Origin of the sequence: Candidatus Poriferisodalis sp. (assembly GCF_965214215.1) — a bacterium.
Lineage (GTDB): Bacteria > Actinomycetota > Acidimicrobiia > Acidimicrobiales > Poriferisodalaceae > Poriferisodalis.
In genome coordinates this window covers 1,704,609-1,719,572 of the sequence record NZ_CBDCBD010000003.1, presented here as the reverse complement: position 1 = coordinate 1,719,572, position 14,964 = coordinate 1,704,609, and the positions used below count along the sequence as shown (strand labels likewise).

14 protein-coding genes are annotated in these 14,964 nt (G+C 67.5%); 5 read left to right on the top strand and 9 right to left on the bottom strand.

The genetic code is table 11. The features are described from left to right. Positions 1-10 precede the first annotated feature (10 nt). The 3 genes from ACOOF5_RS10185 to ACOOF5_RS10175 are packed head-to-tail and all read right to left on the bottom strand — an operon-like array spanning position 11 to position 2,735. Positions 11-475: a hypothetical protein gene (locus ACOOF5_RS10185; protein WP_420438767.1), complete on the bottom strand. Its 465-nt coding sequence runs from the start codon at positions 473-475 to the stop codon at positions 11-13. Beyond that, complete coding sequence (gene mnmA / locus ACOOF5_RS10180; RefSeq protein ID WP_420438765.1) at positions 472-1,566, bottom strand: tRNA 2-thiouridine(34) synthase MnmA; 1,095 nt, start codon at positions 1,564-1,566, stop codon at positions 472-474. The genes ACOOF5_RS10185 and mnmA overlap by 4 nt, the downstream gene beginning before the upstream one ends. Beyond that, on the bottom strand, positions 1,563-2,735 hold the full coding sequence (locus tag ACOOF5_RS10175) for a cysteine desulfurase family protein (protein WP_420438763.1): 1,173 nt from the start codon (positions 2,733-2,735) through the stop codon (positions 1,563-1,565). The genes mnmA and ACOOF5_RS10175 overlap by 4 nt, the downstream gene beginning before the upstream one ends. A gap of 166 nt (positions 2,736-2,901) precedes the next feature. Between ACOOF5_RS10175 and ACOOF5_RS10170 the strand changes: the two genes are divergently transcribed. Then, positions 2,902-4,026: an SRPBCC family protein gene (locus tag ACOOF5_RS10170; RefSeq protein WP_420438761.1), complete on the top strand. Its 1,125-nt coding sequence runs from the start codon at positions 2,902-2,904 to the stop codon at positions 4,024-4,026. A gap of 39 nt (positions 4,027-4,065) precedes the next feature. Here ACOOF5_RS10170 and meaB read toward each other — a convergent pair whose 3' ends face one another. Both meaB and murA read right to left on the bottom strand, forming a co-directional pair. Further along, on the bottom strand, positions 4,066-5,031 hold the full coding sequence (gene meaB / locus ACOOF5_RS10165) for a methylmalonyl Co-A mutase-associated GTPase MeaB (protein ID WP_420438759.1): 966 nt from the start codon (positions 5,029-5,031) through the stop codon (positions 4,066-4,068). Positions 5,032-5,073: 42 nt separating this feature from the next. Beyond that, positions 5,074-6,354, bottom strand: coding sequence for a UDP-N-acetylglucosamine 1-carboxyvinyltransferase (murA, locus tag ACOOF5_RS10160; protein ID WP_420438757.1), 1,281 nt, complete (start codon positions 6,352-6,354; stop codon positions 5,074-5,076). Between the two features lie 209 nt (positions 6,355-6,563). On the opposite strand from murA, the gene ACOOF5_RS10155 reads away from it, so the two are divergent. Further along, a complete protein-coding gene (locus tag ACOOF5_RS10155; RefSeq protein WP_420438755.1) occupies positions 6,564-8,156 on the top strand; it encodes an MFS transporter in 1,593 nt (530 codons plus the stop codon). Between the two features lie 39 nt (positions 8,157-8,195). After that, on the top strand, positions 8,196-8,774 hold the full coding sequence (locus ACOOF5_RS10150; protein WP_420438753.1) for an alpha/beta family hydrolase: 579 nt from the start codon (positions 8,196-8,198) through the stop codon (positions 8,772-8,774). A gap of 13 nt (positions 8,775-8,787) precedes the next feature. On the opposite strand, the gene lhgO is transcribed toward ACOOF5_RS10150, so the two are convergent. After that, a complete protein-coding gene (gene lhgO / locus ACOOF5_RS10145) occupies positions 8,788-9,999 on the bottom strand; it encodes an L-2-hydroxyglutarate oxidase (protein WP_420438751.1) in 1,212 nt (403 codons plus the stop codon). A 107-nt stretch (positions 10,000-10,106) separates the two neighbouring features. Here lhgO and glpX point away from each other — a divergent pair, with 107 nt between their 5' ends. Then, positions 10,107-11,147, top strand: a complete 1,041-nt coding sequence (gene glpX, locus ACOOF5_RS10140; RefSeq protein WP_420438749.1) for a class II fructose-bisphosphatase — start codon at positions 10,107-10,109, stop codon at positions 11,145-11,147. 3 nt (positions 11,148-11,150) lie between these two features. Further along, the gene (locus ACOOF5_RS10135) at positions 11,151-11,618 is read left to right on the top strand and encodes a phosphoribosyl-AMP cyclohydrolase (protein WP_420438747.1); all 468 of its coding nucleotides are present in this window, start codon (positions 11,151-11,153) and stop codon (positions 11,616-11,618) included. A gap of 43 nt (positions 11,619-11,661) precedes the next feature. On the opposite strand, the gene ACOOF5_RS10130 is transcribed toward ACOOF5_RS10135, so the two are convergent. The 3 genes from ACOOF5_RS10130 to atpD all read right to left on the bottom strand — a co-directional run bounded on the left by ACOOF5_RS10130 (position 11,662) and on the right by atpD (position 14,950). Further along, a complete protein-coding gene (locus tag ACOOF5_RS10130) occupies positions 11,662-12,933 on the bottom strand; it encodes an ammonium transporter (protein ID WP_420438745.1) in 1,272 nt (423 codons plus the stop codon). A 137-nt stretch (positions 12,934-13,070) separates the two neighbouring features. Continuing rightward, a complete protein-coding gene (atpC, locus tag ACOOF5_RS10125; RefSeq protein ID WP_420438743.1) occupies positions 13,071-13,454 on the bottom strand; it encodes an ATP synthase F1 subunit epsilon in 384 nt (127 codons plus the stop codon). A gap of 44 nt (positions 13,455-13,498) precedes the next feature. Continuing rightward, complete coding sequence (gene atpD / locus ACOOF5_RS10120) at positions 13,499-14,950, bottom strand: F0F1 ATP synthase subunit beta (RefSeq protein ID WP_420440943.1); 1,452 nt, start codon at positions 14,948-14,950, stop codon at positions 13,499-13,501. Positions 14,951-14,964 lie beyond the last annotated feature (14 nt).

Genomic DNA, 14,964 nt, shown 5'->3' with positions numbered 1-14,964 from the left:
GCAATCGAGATCAGAACGTCGAGAAGCACCATTCGTAGGTGAAGTCGGTCGCTTCGGTGTCGATCGTTGGCGTTGCGGTCAACCGGGCGCATGACCGCCCGCTGCGCAGCTTCTCGATGACCTTGCCGTCGCCCGGGGAGAAGAAGTACTCGCCGAGCTGGGTGGTGCCGGCGTCGAGCTGGCCGGCAGGAATCGTCGTCTCGTTGATGACGAGTGTCAGCTTCCAGCCAGCCTCGAGCCGAGCGCCGACGGGGCTCTGGTGCGGCACTTGGGCGCCAGGCACAGGCGTGACCGCCTGCAAGCCGCTCGGATAAGCCGGTCTGGGCTCGCCGCCGCGCGTCAGCCACACTGCCAGCACGACACCGACAGCGGCGACGAGCGCCCCGAGCGTGATGGCCGTCGAGACGCCTCTGCGCAATGCCCAGGGGGTAGGGGGATCATCGCCGGCGCCGTTGGGGGAACCTGTACGCCTCATGTGAAAGGTCCCGCAGCGGTTGCACCGCCGAGCACCTCGTCGCCGTCGTAGAAGACGACGGCCTGACCAGCAGCAACACGGCGCTGGGGTTCCCTCCAGTGCAACTGGCCCTCGGCGTCGAGGCACGCCGGAAGTGCTGCGCTATGCGCACTGGTCTGTGCCAAGACGTCGCCTTCGACGGATCCGCTGGCCCAACGGTGATCGACGAGCCGGACACCTCGTGCCGCTAGCTCAGAGGCCCCGCCCACCGTGACACGGCGGGAGCCGATGTCCACCTCGACCGCATATCGCCGCTGCGGCGCACCGCCGAGATCCAGGCCCTTGCGCTGGCCAACCGTCACCAGCTCCACCGCCGGCGCGGTGCCGACGCGCTGGCCGGACGTGTCGACCAGCTCCGCCGGATGCAGGTCGATGCGCTCAGCCAAGAAGCGCTCCCTGCCGGCGGCGTCGGTGATGAAGCACACGTCTTGGCTCTCTGGCTTTTGGGCCGTTCGCAGCCCGAGTTCAGATGCGAGCGTGCGCAGTTCGTCCTTGCGATAGTCGCCGACCGGAAACCACAGGTCCGCCAGATCTGCTCCCGACAGCATGTACAGCACGTAAGACTGGTCCTTCGCGGCGTCGGTGCCGCGCTGCAGCCGTCGGTTGCCGCTTCGTGCGCTGATGCGAACGTGATGGCCCGTGACGAGACGCTCGAAGCCCAGACGACGGGCACGGTCCAGCAAAACGTCGAACTTGACGTGCCGGTTGCAGGCGATGCACGGGTTCGGCGTGAGACCCCGCCGGTGTGCGTCCACGTACGGATCGACGACATCGCGTTCAAACTCGGCCGCATAATTGAAGACGAAATGGTCGATCCCCAGTTGCTGGCACACCCTGCGGGCGTCGTCCACGTCTGAGACCGCGCAGCAGCCTTGGTCTTGAGGACCCCCCCACAGCTTCAGCGTGACGCCGACGACCTCATGGCCCGCCTCCAAGCACAGAGCGGCGGCGACCGAACTGTCAACGCCGCCGGACATCGCAACGAGCAGCGGGCCGCGGGTCGCTGCTGAGCGCAGCGGTCTGCTCGCAGCCGATCTCTCTCGCTGGGTCATCGCAGCTGCTTCACGCATTGTGGAATCGCCTCGATCGCTCGATCGATCTCCCACGGCTCGGTGCACCAGCCCAGCGACAGGCGCAACGAGCCAGCGGCTGCCTGGCGGTCGACTCCCATGGCGGCCAGCACATGGCTCGGTTCCATTGCGCCCGATGCACAAGAGGCCGCTGCCGACGCCATGACGTCGAACCGGTCGAGAAGCACCAGCAACGCTTCGGTCTCGATGTCCTCGATCAGCAACTGGCAGATTCCGGCGGCCCGGCTCGACCGCGTGACAGTCTCGGCGCAACCGTCGATAGCGCCGAGCAGCCCGACGGCCAGCCGAGCGGCCAAGGCGCCGATACGGCAGACGTCGGCGTCGCGCGTCGCTGTCAGCTCCGCGAGTGCAGCACCCAGCGCAGCGATGCCGGCGGTGTTGTGCGTGCCGCTTCGCCGGTCTGCTTCCTGACCGCCGCCCAGCAGTTGTGCCGACAGCGGCACCTCGGGTCGCACAGCCAGAAGCCCGACGCCCTTGGGTCCGCCGAACTTGTGGGCGCTCAGCGACAGCAGATCGACGGCACTGGCGGCTGCCGCGACATCGACCCAATTGACCCCTTGCACCGCGTCGGTATGGAGCGTCGCGTCGGGTGCGTGACGGCGCACGACTTCGGCGACGGCATCAAGATCGGCAACGACACCGGACTCGTTGTTGACGAGCATCACTGAGACCAATCCCACCGGCGGGCCGGCATCGGGATGCAGCTGAGCTGCCAGATGTTCGAGGTCGACCACACCGCCGGCATCCACCCGCACCTTTCGCCCCCCGACGGCTTCGACCGGATGCAGGACAGCATGGTGCTCAGTCGCCGGGCAGAGAGCCGTTGTGCCGGTGGCAGACGTGACGCCGTGCACCGCGAGATTGTCAGCCTCGGTCCCGCCGCTGGTGAACACGATGCCGTGCGGATCGAAGCCGAGCGCGTGCGCGGCGACTTCGCGAGCGTCGTCGATGGCGGCCCTCGACCGACGCGCCATACGGTGCGCCCCCGACGGATTGGCGAACTGCGTCTCAAGAAACGGCACCATGGCCTCGACTGCACACGGCCGCATCGGTGTTGACGCGGCGCAGTCGAGATAGGCGGGGCGCTGGTCCTGCTGATGCTGGGCCGTCCGGTTCTGCGCGGCGCTCATGCCGTGAGGCTACGGGTGCTGTCCGACGCGAACCGCCCGCCGCAACGCGCGACACACCGCTCAAGCAGTCGGTTCATACACTGGCCGCTCGTCGGCAGCCACGGCGTGCCAAGAGTGCAAATCGCGGCTCGCGACCACGGACGACATCGACAAGGCAATCACGAGCATGGGCATCGAGGTCTCCATTGACATCCCTGCATCGCCGCAGGAGGTTTGGGACTACGCGGCCGACCTCGCCCGCAATGTCGAATGGATGGCCGACGCCGCGTCGATCGCTTTCACCTCCGAGACGACCGAGGGTGTCGGCACGACGCTCGACTGTTTGACCAGGTTCGGCCCGCTGCGCACAACTGACCGTATCGAGGTCATCGAGTGGGACCCGCCGCACACACTCGGCATCTCCCACCAGGGGGCCGTGCGAGGCACCGGACGCTTCACGCTCACCCCGAGCCCTGAAGGCACGCTCTTCACTTGGTCCGAAGATCTCACCTTGCCGTGGTACTTCGGCTCGCGCATCGCACAGCAGCCCGCCTCGATGGTGCTCGAACGCGTCTGGAAGCGGAACCTGCGCGCGCTGCGGGCACGAATCCTCGAACGACAGCAAGGACCGACGGGACATGAGCCGGGTCCCCTGCTGGGCATGGGCCGAGACTCAGAAATGCGTGCCTATGGGCCGCACATCATCCGCGTGAGCTTGCGCGGCAGAGACGTGAGTCATGAAGCCGAGGCAATGCAGCACGTGCGCCACTACGGCTTTCCGGCACCGAAGGTCATCGAACAGCCCGACGACCACTCGGTGGTGATGGAGCGTCTCTCGGGCCCCACGATGCTCGACGAGCTCGCGGCCAAGCCGTGGCTCGTGCCGCGGCACGTCAAGGGCTTGGCACGGCTGCATCGACTGCTGGGCGACGTGCCTGCTCCCAGCGGCTGGGCCAAGGTCTCGGGCGGCAACTCTGTGGTGCATCTGGACTTGCAGCCCGACAACGTCAAGATCACGCCCGAGGGCCCGGTGGTTATCGACTGGTCGAACGCAGCGGCCGGCGACGCTGCGTTCGATGCCGCGTCGACCTATGTCCGGCTGCGGACTGCCTCGCCGGACAACCACGCCGCGGCCCGAGCGGTCATCAACGCTTTCCGGACGCGGTTCGCCCGCGCCTTCCTCAAAGAGTTCGGCGCCGACGAGATCCGAGCGCACCTGCGTGCAGCGGCTGACCTGCGCCTCCTCGACCGCAATCTGCACCCCAACGAGCGCGAGGCGGTCTTCGCCCTTGCCCGCGGCGAACTCGACTGAGCATCCGATCCCGAGGCGGCCCAGGAACTCGACTGCGAACTACTCCGCCTCGTCGAGAAGCATTTCGGCGGCGGTGTAGGGGTCCAACTCTCGAAGAGCGAGCTGCTGGCGCACACGCTGCGCCGCAGGGCCTTGAGCAAGTGCGGCGACGCGCTCGGCGATGCTGGCTCGCAGGATCTCTTCGAGCTCGGTTTGGGTGCGGGCAGCGCGACGCGCCTCGAGCTCGCCAGAGACGGTGCAGTGGTCGCGATGCGCGCGCACGGCATCCCAAAGCTCGGCCGTGCCCTCACCCGTCGTGCCGACCGAAGTCAGAATCGGCGGATCCCAATCTCCGGGGGCAGACAAGTCGAGCATCTGACGGATGTCCCCACAGGTCTCCGACGCACCCGGCCGGTCGGCCTTGTTCACCACGAAGATGTCCGCGATCTCCATCAGGCCCGCCTTGTTGGCCTGGACCGAGTCGCCCCAGCCCGGGTTCACCACCACGACGGTGGTATCGGCCGCGCCCACGATCTCGGTCTCGACCTGGCCGACGCCTACCGTCTCGACCACCACCCATGGCCAGCCGAGCGCGTCGAGCACCCGCACCGCCAACGGTGTCGCCAAGGTGAGACCGCCGAGATGTCCCCGGGTGGCCATCGAGCGGATGTAGACGCCCTCGTCGAAGGTGTGATCGGACATGCGCACCCGGTCCCCCAGAATCGCTCCACCGCTGAACGGCGACGACGGATCAATCGCCAGCACCGCCAGCCGTTCGCCGCGCTCGCGCGCCACTCCGACAACCGCCGAGTTGAGCGTGGACTTGCCGGCGCCAGGCGCGCCGGTGATGCCGACCGTGTGGGCGCTACCAGATTGCGCGAACGTGAGCGCGCCCAGCGCGCGGGCCTGCGGACCGCCGCGCTCGGTATGGGACATCACCCGTGCCAGGGCGCGGCGCTGCCCCGAGCGCGCAGCCTCCAAGAGGTCGGCCATGTCGGCACGGAGCGAATCGTGGACAGGTTCCATCGGCGCGCCGACGGTAGCGAGGCTCACAGAATGCGGCACGCCTCAGTGACGCGAAATCGCCGCGCCCAGACCGGCGAGCTTGCCGACCAGATCCTCATAGCCGCGGTCGATGTGGGCGGCGTCGGCCACCTCGGTCTCACCATCGGCTGCGAGCCCCGCCACCACGAGCGCGGCGCCGGCTCGAATGTCGGGTGCGCGTACCGGCGCTCCCGACAGGCGCTCGGCGCCCCGCACGACGGCATGATGACCCTCGGTGCGGATGTCCGCACCCATGCGCCGCAGCTCGTCGATGTAGCGGAAGCGCCCCATGAAGATGTTCTCGGTGACGATCCCGACGCCGGACGCGGTGGTCAGCATCGTGACAAGAAACGGCTTGCAGTCGGTTGCCAAGCCCGGATAGGGCAGCGTCGAGACATCGGCGGACGAGAGCCGCCCGCCTGCTGTCGCCCTGACGCCGGCGGCGTCCTCGACGATGTGGAGGCCCATCTCGGTGAGCTTGCGAGTGAGCATCGTCATATGGTCGGCCACGGCACCGCGCAAGAGCACCGAGCCACCGCACATGCCGACCGCCGCGAGGAACGTGGCTGCTTCGATGCGGTCCGCAATGACCCGATAACCGTCGTCGGACCTCACGGGCGACATGTGTTCCACGCCGTCGATCGCCAACCGGTCGCCTGCCCAGCCGACCTGTGCCCCCATCTGGTTGAGGAAGTTCATGAGATCGCCGATCTCAGGTTCGCGCGCCGGATTCACGATGAGCGTGCGGCCCTTCGCACGCACGGCGGCCATCAGCACATTCTCGGTCGCTCCCACCGACGGATACTCCAGCACGATCTCTGCCCCGCTGAGCACGCCGGCAGTGCCCGAGATGTCGCCATGAGCGGTGCTGAAGGTTGCGCCCAGGCTCTCCAGCGCCCGCAAGTGCATGTCGATCGGCCGCGGCCCGAAGTCGTCCCCGCCCGGCAGCGCCACGCGGGCTTCGCCGAAACGCGCCAGCAACGGACCCAGCACAACGATGGAAGCCCGCATGCGCTCCACGAGGTGGTAGGGCGCGGAGGTGTTCAATTCGGCCGGCACGTCGATGGCGAGCCGATGGTCGGTGCGCGTCACCGTCACGCCCATCGCCTCGAGCAACTCGCACATGAGCGACACGTCGGAGATGTCCGGCACGTTGGCCAACGAGTGCCGCCCTTCGGCCAGCAGGCAGGCCGCCATCAGCTTGAGCACGCTGTTCTTGGCGCCGGCGATCTGCACCTCGCCTTCGAGCGCGCCGGTGCGCCCGGCCACGATCGTGTCGCTCTGGGCAGGGGCTGCGGCATCCACCGACATAGCGATACCACGACCCGAGCACCCGCGGTGGCAAGCCCGCCTCGGCGCAGCAGCAGCGACTGCGTCTGAGCGAGGTTGGCTTCGCCAGCGGACCGCTGCTGCCATCGCTTCGCCGACCGGCCCCGTCTCTCGGGCGCTGGACGGGGCGCGCTGTCGTCACGCGATGCAAATGTCGGGTCCGCAGGTGTGCTAGGCCCGCCGCCGTGACCCGCTTGGTGCGCACGTTCGCTGCAGATGCCTCCGAGGTGGAAGCGCTGCTGCGCCCTCGCGACGACATCGTGGCTGAGACGGCGGCCACCGCACTCGGCGGCGGTCATCGCTTCGATCTGCAGGAGGGGCCGTTCACCAGCTACTCGCGTCTCGTCCGGGTCTCGCCGGCCGCGCAGCACGAGGCCAGCGGGTCACAAGGCCAGGCCGACGGCATCGCACCCCGTTATGACGTCACCGAGACCGTGGAGTGGCGCCTTGCAGTGCCGTGGTTTGGGCCTGCGGTCAACCTCGCCGTCCGTCATGCCATGCGCAGGGGCAGGACCGGAAATGGAACGCAGCCGGTATGGGCGCCACCCCGGCGCCTCGATGCCCGCTCGGCAACCGTCATGGCCATGCTTGCTGCTGCGGCGATGCTCAGCGGGTACTTGGCGAATGCCCCCTCGGAGCTGCACACCTACGCAGCTGACGAATTCGGGGCCGACCAGACCGCTCAAGGAATCTTGGGTGCGGTGGTGCGCATCGGAACGTTGCTGGCCATCGGCGTGTCGGTGCTCGCCGATCGGTACGGGAGGCGCCGCATCGTGGCCGGCGCCATGGTCGCAGGGGTCGCATGCGCAGCGCTGGCGGCGCTGGCGCCTTCGATGGTGTGGCTGGGTGCCGCGCTGCTGGTCGGTCGCACCGCAAACGCTGCGCTCGGCGCCACGATCGTGGTCATGGCGCTGGAGGAGATCCCGGCGGGCTGCCGGGCGTGGTGCCTGTCGGTGCTGGCCATGGCTGCCGCGCTCGGTGCCGGGGTCGTCGTGTGGCTCCAGCCCTTCTCCGACCTCGCTCCGTGGGCTTGGAGGCTGCTGTTCGGCGTGCCGCTCATCGCCCTGGCGGGCATGCGGCCGCTCTTGCGACGACTTCCCGAGAGCCGTCGATTCGAACGCCGCGGCCGGGACGTGGCTCTCAGCGGCTACTGGCGTCCGATTGCGCTCCTCGGCGGCATCTACCTGGCGTTCGGCCTGTTCTTGGGCCCGATCGATTGGTTCCGCAACGAGTACCTCCGCGACGAGCACGGCTTCAGCGCAGCGCTGGTCTCGCTGTTTGTGCTGGGCACCGCGACGCCTGCCGGTCTTGCCGTCTATGCGGCGGGCCGACTCGCGGACTCCCGTGGCCGGCGCATCATCCTGGCGGTCGCCTCCGTTGCCGGCTTGGGATCGCTCGTAGTGATGTTCAACGTGTCCGGTGCGGCCTTGTGGGTGTTGGGTCTCATCGGGGCGATGCTGTCGGCGGGCTTGCTGCCGTCGCTCGGCGTCTACCGCGGCGAGCTCTTCCCGACTGCTGTGCGAGCACGTGCGGCGACGCTGACCGGCGCGATGGGCGTGGGCGGGGCAGCTGCAGGCGTGCTCATCGCAGGGCGACTGCGAACTGCGTGGGGCAGCTTCGGCGAGGTCATCTCCCTGCTATGGGTCGGGCCATTGGTCGCGGCGTGCATCGCGGTGCTGTGGCTCTCCGAACGCAGCGGGCACAAGCTCGAGGAACTGCATCCCGCCGATGCCGCGACAGACCCCGATGGGTCATCGCCGCCGACACTGCAGCCATGACCGGCACATGAGCGCGTCGAGGATCGTGATGACGCCACCATGAGCGAAGCCCAGGGACTGCTGCTGACGCCAGGCGCAGGCGGCGGCGCGAATCACCGCACCCTCGTCGAGATCGAAGCGGCCTTGGCCGACCGGCTGCCTGTTCGCAGGCACGACTTCGCGTACCGACGCTCCGGTCGGCGCGCGCCGCCGCGGGCAGAGACAGTCACCGCCGAGCTGGTGGGCGACCTGCCACTCATCGCTGCTGAACTCGGCGTGCCGCCCGCGAGCTTGGCGATCGGCGGCCGTTCCTTCGGCGGCCGCGTCTGCTCGATGGCAGTTGCCGCAGGTGCTCCCGCCGCCGGGCTCGTGCTGCTCAGCTACCCGCTCCATCCGCCCGATCGACCCGAGCGCCTGCGCACTGCGCACTTCAGCCAGATTGACGTGCCGTGCCTGTTCGTCTCAGGCACGCGCGACCCATTCGCCACTCCCGACGAACTGAGCGAGCACACCGAGGCGATCGGGGGTCCGGTCACGCTGCGTTTCATCGACGGCGCCCGTCACGACCCCAGCACGATTGCAGCGCGCCGGGCTGTCGTCGAGCACATCGGCGAGTGGCTCGACACGCTCGGGTGCTGAACAGCCGCCCGGTTCAGCGGTCGATCCGGTCGACAATCATCTTGGCGATCTCCAGGCTGGAGGTGGCTGCCGGACTCGGGGCGTTCAGCACGTGGGTGCTGCGGCCCGCGACCGTAACCGCGAAGTCCTCCTCGAGCTCACCCGCCGGATCCATCGCCTGGGCGCGCACACCGGCCTTCGAGCGCACGAGATCATCGGCTTCGATGTCGGGCACGAGCCGCTGCAACGCCCGGGCGAACGCAGCTTTGCTCAATGACCGCCACACCTCTCCCGCGCCGGTGCGCCAGTAGCGGCGAGCGAGTCGCCACAGGCCCCGGTTGGCGACGTGCTCGCGCAGCTGTGCTCGGCTGATGTCGGTCCAGCTGTAGCCCTCGCGGGCCAGTGCGAGCACTGCGTTGGGGCCAGCGTGAATCGTGCCGTCGATCATGCGGGTGAGATGCACTCCCAGGAACGGGAAGCTGGGATCGGGCACCGGGTAGATGAGGTTGTTGACGAGGCAGGACCGCTCGGGCACCAGCTCGTAGTACTCGCCGCGGAACGGGACGATCCGGTAGCCGCCTGCGGCGCCTACGAATGCTGCGACCTGATCACATCGCAGTCCGGCGCAGTTCACGAGCCAATTCGCTTCTACGTCACCGGACGTCGTGGTGATCCGCACACGGTCCGCAGCAGGGACGATCCCGACGACTGCGGCGTTCGTCCGCAGTTCACCGCCCGCGGCCTCGACCTCATCGATCAGCGCGCTGCACACGGCGCTGTAGTCGACAATCCCGGTGCTGGGCACCAACAGCGCCTCCACCCCGGCGCAATGGGGCTCCAGCTCCGCGAGCCGGCGCGCGTCGATCAGCTCCGCCGCAACGCCATTGCTCGCCGCACGCGCGGCGAGAGCTCCGAGCCGCTCGCGCTCAGAGCTGTCCACCGCCACGATCACCTTGCCGCACACCTCGTGCGCGATGCCGCGCTCCTGGCAGAACTTGACCATCGAGGTACACCCTGCGACCGCCAAGGACGCCTTGGCCGACCCCGGCCGGTAGTACACGCCTGAGTGCAGCACACCCGAGTTGCGACCGGTCTGGTGCAGCCCGGGACGCTCCTCGGCCTCACAGATCACCACCCGGCTTCCCGGATTGGCTGTCAGATACCTGTGCGCGGTGGCCAGGCCGATGATGCCCGCCCCCACGACGGCGAGGTCGGCGCGTGCCGATGACATTGAGGCGCTAGTCACCGGAGCGAAGCTAGCGTCGGCGGCTTTCTCGACGGTGACCGCTCCGCGGGGCTGAGCGCCGAATCCAGAAGGCTCACCTGTGCGTGCATCCTCTAGGGTCGGCGGACGTGAATGACAACCGCAGATCCTTCGGCGGCCGAAGCCGCACCGAGAGTCCGGATCTCTCCCGTCAGACCCCCGACCGCAACCTTGCGCTCGAACTGGTCCGCACCACCGAAGCGGCAGCCATGGCGGCCTCGCGCTGGATGGGCCGAGGGGACAAAGACGGCGCCGACGGCGCCGCCGTGGACGCCATGCGGGTCGTGCTGTCCACCGTGCCCATGGACGGCATCGTCGTCATCGGCGAGGGCGAGAAAGACGAAGCGCCGATGCTGTTCAACGGCGAGTTCATCGGCGACGGCACCGGGGCACTGACCGATGTCGCGGTTGATCCCATCGACGGCACAACGCTGACCTCGTTGGGGCGCGGCAACGCCATCGCGGTGATCGCCGTCTCGCCACGCGGCACAATGCTGGACCCTGGACCGTGCGTCTACATGGAGAAGATCGCTGTCGGTCCCGACGCCAAGGGAGTCGTGGACCTCAACCGGTCGCCTGCGGAGAATCTGCGAGCGATAGCAGAGGCCACCGGGCAGGGCCTGCGCGACCTCACCGCCGTGGTGCTCGACCGCGACCGCCACGCCGAGCTGATCGGGGAGATCCGCGAGACCGGCGCCCGCATCAGGCTCATCCCAGACGGCGATGTAGCCGGTGCCATATCTGCCGCTGCGAGCGACTCGACCGATGTGCTCTTCGGCATCGGCGGCACACCCGAGGGCATCATCTCCGCGGCGGCGCTCAAGTGCTTGGGCGGCGAGCTGCAGGGTCGCCTGTGGCCGCGCAACGACCACGAACGCCAGGCGGCTGCAGCGGCCGGCTTCGACCTAGAGCGTGTGCTGCACATCGACGATCTGGTGCAGTCCGACGATGTCTTCTTCGCCGCGACCGGCATCACCGATGGTGAACTGCTGAACGGTGTGAAGTTCTCTGCGCACCGCGCAACTACCGACTCGCTCGTGATGCGCTCGCGCAGCGGCACCGTGCGCCACATCAAAGCCACGCACGACATCGACAAGCTCAGCGCCTACGCCGCAGTGGACTTCACCTGAGCCATGGCTGAGACACACGATCACCGCTCCAGGACCGAGCTATCGCCGGACGCATCCAACGACAACGACCTCGAAGAAGGCACCGTTGCCAGCATCGACTTCGGCAAGGTCGCCCAGATCGGCCGTGACGGCCACCAAGTCGTGCCCGTCGTGCTCCAGGACGCCGACACCGGCGATGTGCTGTTCATCGGCTATGCCAACGACGAGGCGCTGCAACTGACGTTCGAGCGGCGCAGCGCCGTGCTCTACTCCACGTCACGCAACGAGATCTGGCACAAGGGCGCCACCTCAGGCGACACTCTGTCATTAGTCGAGGTGCGGGTGAACTGCGAGCAGAACTCGTTGCTGTACCGGGTCCGGCGCGACGGCGGAGGTGCATGCCACACCCGCGACGCCGACGGCTCGTCCCGGCCGGGCTGCTACTACCGCGCCGTCGAGAGCCTGCAGCAACTGCAACACATCAACGGTTGAGACGGCCGCGCCAGCTCGGCGCAAAGCAGCCGAGCCGATGCAGCTATTCGTCGAAGTCCTCGGGCATCAGCACAAACTCGGGGTAGGCCTCGATGCCGAGTTCTCCGGTGTCCTGACCGAGTTGCTCCACCGTCTTGGAGACTCGCAATCCCATCGTGAGATCCATGGCCTTCCAGACGATGAACGACGCGATGAACACGAAGGCACCGACCGCCACGACGCCCAGCAGCTGGATGTGCAACTGAGCTCCCGCCGCAATTGCCGTTGCCAGGGTTCCCCAGATGCCGCAGACGAGGTGCGCCGGGATGGCGCCGACGACATCGTCGACCTTGGCAAGCTCGAGACCCTTGATGGCTGCGGTGCAGATGACGCCGCCGATGGCACCGATGATGATCGCCCACCAGTGGTCGGTGATGTCGGGGCCTGCCGTGATCGACACCAGGCCGGCGATCGCGCCGTTGAGCCCGGCGAACAGGTCGATGCGTCCGAGCAGGGTGCGCGAGACCGCAATCGCTGCCACCACACCGGCAGCGGCGGCAAGGTTGGTGTTCACCAGCACGTTGCTCATCGCCACGGCATCGAGCACGCTGCCCAGTGCGAGCTGCGATCCGCCGTTGAATCCGAACCAGCCCAGCCACAAGATGAAGACGCCTAGCGTCACGACCAGGACGTTCGACGGCGGCGTGGGTCGGACCGAGCCGTCTTTGCGGAACTTGCCGAGCCGGGGGCCAACCACCAGCACTCCGGCCAGCGCTGCCCAGCCGCCGGTGCTGTGCACGATCGTGGAGCCCGCGAAGTCCTGGAATCCCTGTTGCGCCAGCCAGCCGCCACCCCAGGTCCACGCTCCCACGATCGGGTAGATGATGGCGGTCAAGACCAGCGTGAACGCGAAGAACGACCACATCTTGATGCGCTCGGCGATCGCGCCCGACACCACCGATGCTGCCGTCGCCACGAACACCATCTGGAAGAACCAGTCCGACATGACCGAGTAGCCCTGCGCGGCCACTGCGGCCTCTGCACTTGCGTCGCCGCCGATCAACGCCAACTCATCGGCGCTCGGCCCGTACAAGAACGTGAACTTGCCCCACAGGTCGCCGACATCGACGTACATCAGGTTGTAGCCGACAACGTAAAACGCCAAGCCGGCCACCGAGTAGATGCCGATGTTCTTCAAGCAGATCATCGACGCGTTCTTGGTGCGCACGGCACCGGCTTCGAGCATCGTGAAGCCGGCTGCCATCCACATGATCAGCGCGCCCCACACCAAGAACATGAAGGTGTTGAGGATGAACTGGGTCGAGGGTTCGATCATGAGAAGTCCTTTCAGGGATGAAGCAGGACTCTCATATGTTTGCAGGCACTGCGCCTACACCACGACATTCGCGGCGGAACGGCCCAGCGGCAATCAGCGGCGACGCGTGATTCCTGGTGAAGGCAGGGCGATTGCGCTCAGGCGGCGCCAGCGACCGCGATTCGGGTCTCGGCCCACTCCAAGGCCGCCTTGGCCTCGTCGTTGTCTGCATCGGCCGCCACTGCGACTCGGGCTGCCTCGAGATCTTCTTGAGCCTCGGCAACGTCGATCTCGTCGGCTGCATATGCCGCATCGCTGAGGATCGTCACGACGTTGTTGCTGACCTCGACGAAACCGCGGTTGAGCGCCAGCGTCACGACGCCATCGGTCGCCCACAGCTGAGTCTGGCCGATGTCGAGCGCGCCGATGAAGGCAGCGTGATGGTCCAGGAATGCGATGTCGCCGTCGACCGTGCGAGTCACCACCTGGGTGCACTCGCCGCTGAACAGCACGGCTTCCGGCGAGACGAGTTCAACTTGCATGGGGCTCGACCATCATCGGATCAGTCTCGGTGCGCCGGCGCCGCTCAGGACCCAGCCTGCGCGAGGTCACGGGCCTTGGCCATCGCAGACTCGGCGTTGCCGACATTGAGGAATGCCTGCTCAGGCAGGTCGTCGAGGTCGCCGTTGCACAGCATCTCGAAGGACTCGATGGTCTCCGAGACCGGCACGAAGATGCCCGGCAGTCCGGTGAAGACCTCGGCGACGAAGAACGGCTGGCTCAAGAAGCGCTGGATCTTGCGTGCCCGATCGACGGTGATGCGGTCTTCCTCGGACAGCTCGTCGAGACCCAGGATGGCGATGATGTCCTGCAGCTCCTTGTAGCGCTGGAGGATCTCCTGCGTGCGACGTGCCACGTTGTAGTGCCGGTCGCCCACTACTTCAGGGCTCAGGATGGTGGAGGTGGACGCCAGCGGATCGACTGCGGGGTAGATGCCCAGCGAAGCAATCTGGCGGCTCAGCTCCGTGGTGGCATCGAGGTGGGTGAACGTAGTGAACGGCGCGGGGTCGGTGTAGTCGTCGGCTGGCACATACACCGCCTGCAACGACGTGATGGAGTGGCCCGACGTCGAGGTGATGCGCTCTTGCAGCTCGCCCATCTCGTCGGCCAGGTTGGGCTGGTAGCCCACCGCGGAGGGCATGCGGCCCAGCAGGGTGGACACCTCTGAGCCGGCCTGCACGAATCGGAAGATGTTGTCGACGAACAGCAGCACTTCCTGGCCCTGCACGTCACGGAAGTACTCGGCCATCGTCAGCGCCGACAGTGCCACGCGCAGCCGGACGCCAGGCGGCTCGTCCATCTGGCCGAACACGAGCGCCGTCTTCTCGAGCACGCCCGACTCCTCCATTTCGAGATAGAGGTCGGTGCCCTCGCGGGTGCGCTCCCCCACCCCAGCGAAGACCGACACACCGCCGTGCTGGGAGGCAACACGGTTGATCATCTCGGTGATGAGCACCGTCTTGCCCACGCCGGCGCCGCCGAAGAGGCCGATCTTGCCGCCCTCCACGTAGGGCTCGAGCAGGTCGATCACCTTGATGCCCGATTCGAACATCGTGGCCTTGGGCTCGAGCGTGTCGAAGGCGGGCGCCGGGCGGTGGATCTCCCAGCGGCCCGCGATGCCCTCGGTGACATCCTCGCCGTCGAGCGGTTCGCCGAGCACGTTGAAGATGTGTCCGAGAACCCCGTCGCCCACCGGCACGGAGATGCCCTGTCCGGTGTTGACGACCGCCATGCCGCGTGTCAGACCGTCGGTGGCCTTCATCGACACGATTCGCACACGGTTGTCGCCGATCTGCTGGGCGACCTCGCCGGTGATGGTGACAGGCTGCCCCTCCAGCTCGACGTTCATCTCGACCGCCGTGTTGATCTCAGGGATCTCGCCTGGCGGGAACTCCGCGTCGACGACCGGGCCCGCAATGGCCACAACGCGGCCATCGGCATGCTCGGCCGAGTTTTCGGCGTTTCGGGTCTCGGTCATCGTCATGTCTGTCG

Bases quoted from the DNA above. Each gene is read 5' to 3' on its own strand.
- ACOOF5_RS10185 (WP_420438767.1), bottom strand. From the start codon at position 475: ATGAGGCGTACAGGTTCCCCCAACGGCGCCGGCGATGATCCCCCTACC.
- mnmA (WP_420438765.1), bottom strand. From the start codon at position 1,566: ATGACCCAGCGAGAGAGATCGGCTGCGAGCAGACCGCTGCGCTCAGCA.
- ACOOF5_RS10175 (WP_420438763.1), bottom strand. From the start codon at position 2,735: ATGAGCGCCGCGCAGAACCGGACGGCCCAGCATCAGCAGGACCAGCGC.
- ACOOF5_RS10170 (WP_420438761.1), top strand. From the start codon at position 2,902: ATGGGCATCGAGGTCTCCATTGACATCCCTGCATCGCCGCAGGAGGTT.
- meaB (WP_420438759.1), bottom strand. From the start codon at position 5,031: ATGGAACCTGTCCACGATTCGCTCCGTGCCGACATGGCCGACCTCTTG.
- ACOOF5_RS10150 (WP_420438753.1), top strand. From the start codon at position 8,196: ATGAGCGAAGCCCAGGGACTGCTGCTGACGCCAGGCGCAGGCGGCGGC.
- ACOOF5_RS10135 (WP_420438747.1), top strand. From the start codon at position 11,151: ATGGCTGAGACACACGATCACCGCTCCAGGACCGAGCTATCGCCGGAC.
- ACOOF5_RS10130 (WP_420438745.1), bottom strand. From the start codon at position 12,933: ATGATCGAACCCTCGACCCAGTTCATCCTCAACACCTTCATGTTCTTG.
- atpC (WP_420438743.1), bottom strand. From the start codon at position 13,454: ATGCAAGTTGAACTCGTCTCGCCGGAAGCCGTGCTGTTCAGCGGCGAG.
- atpD (WP_420440943.1), bottom strand. From the start codon at position 14,950: ATGACCGAGACCCGAAACGCCGAAAACTCGGCCGAGCATGCCGATGGC.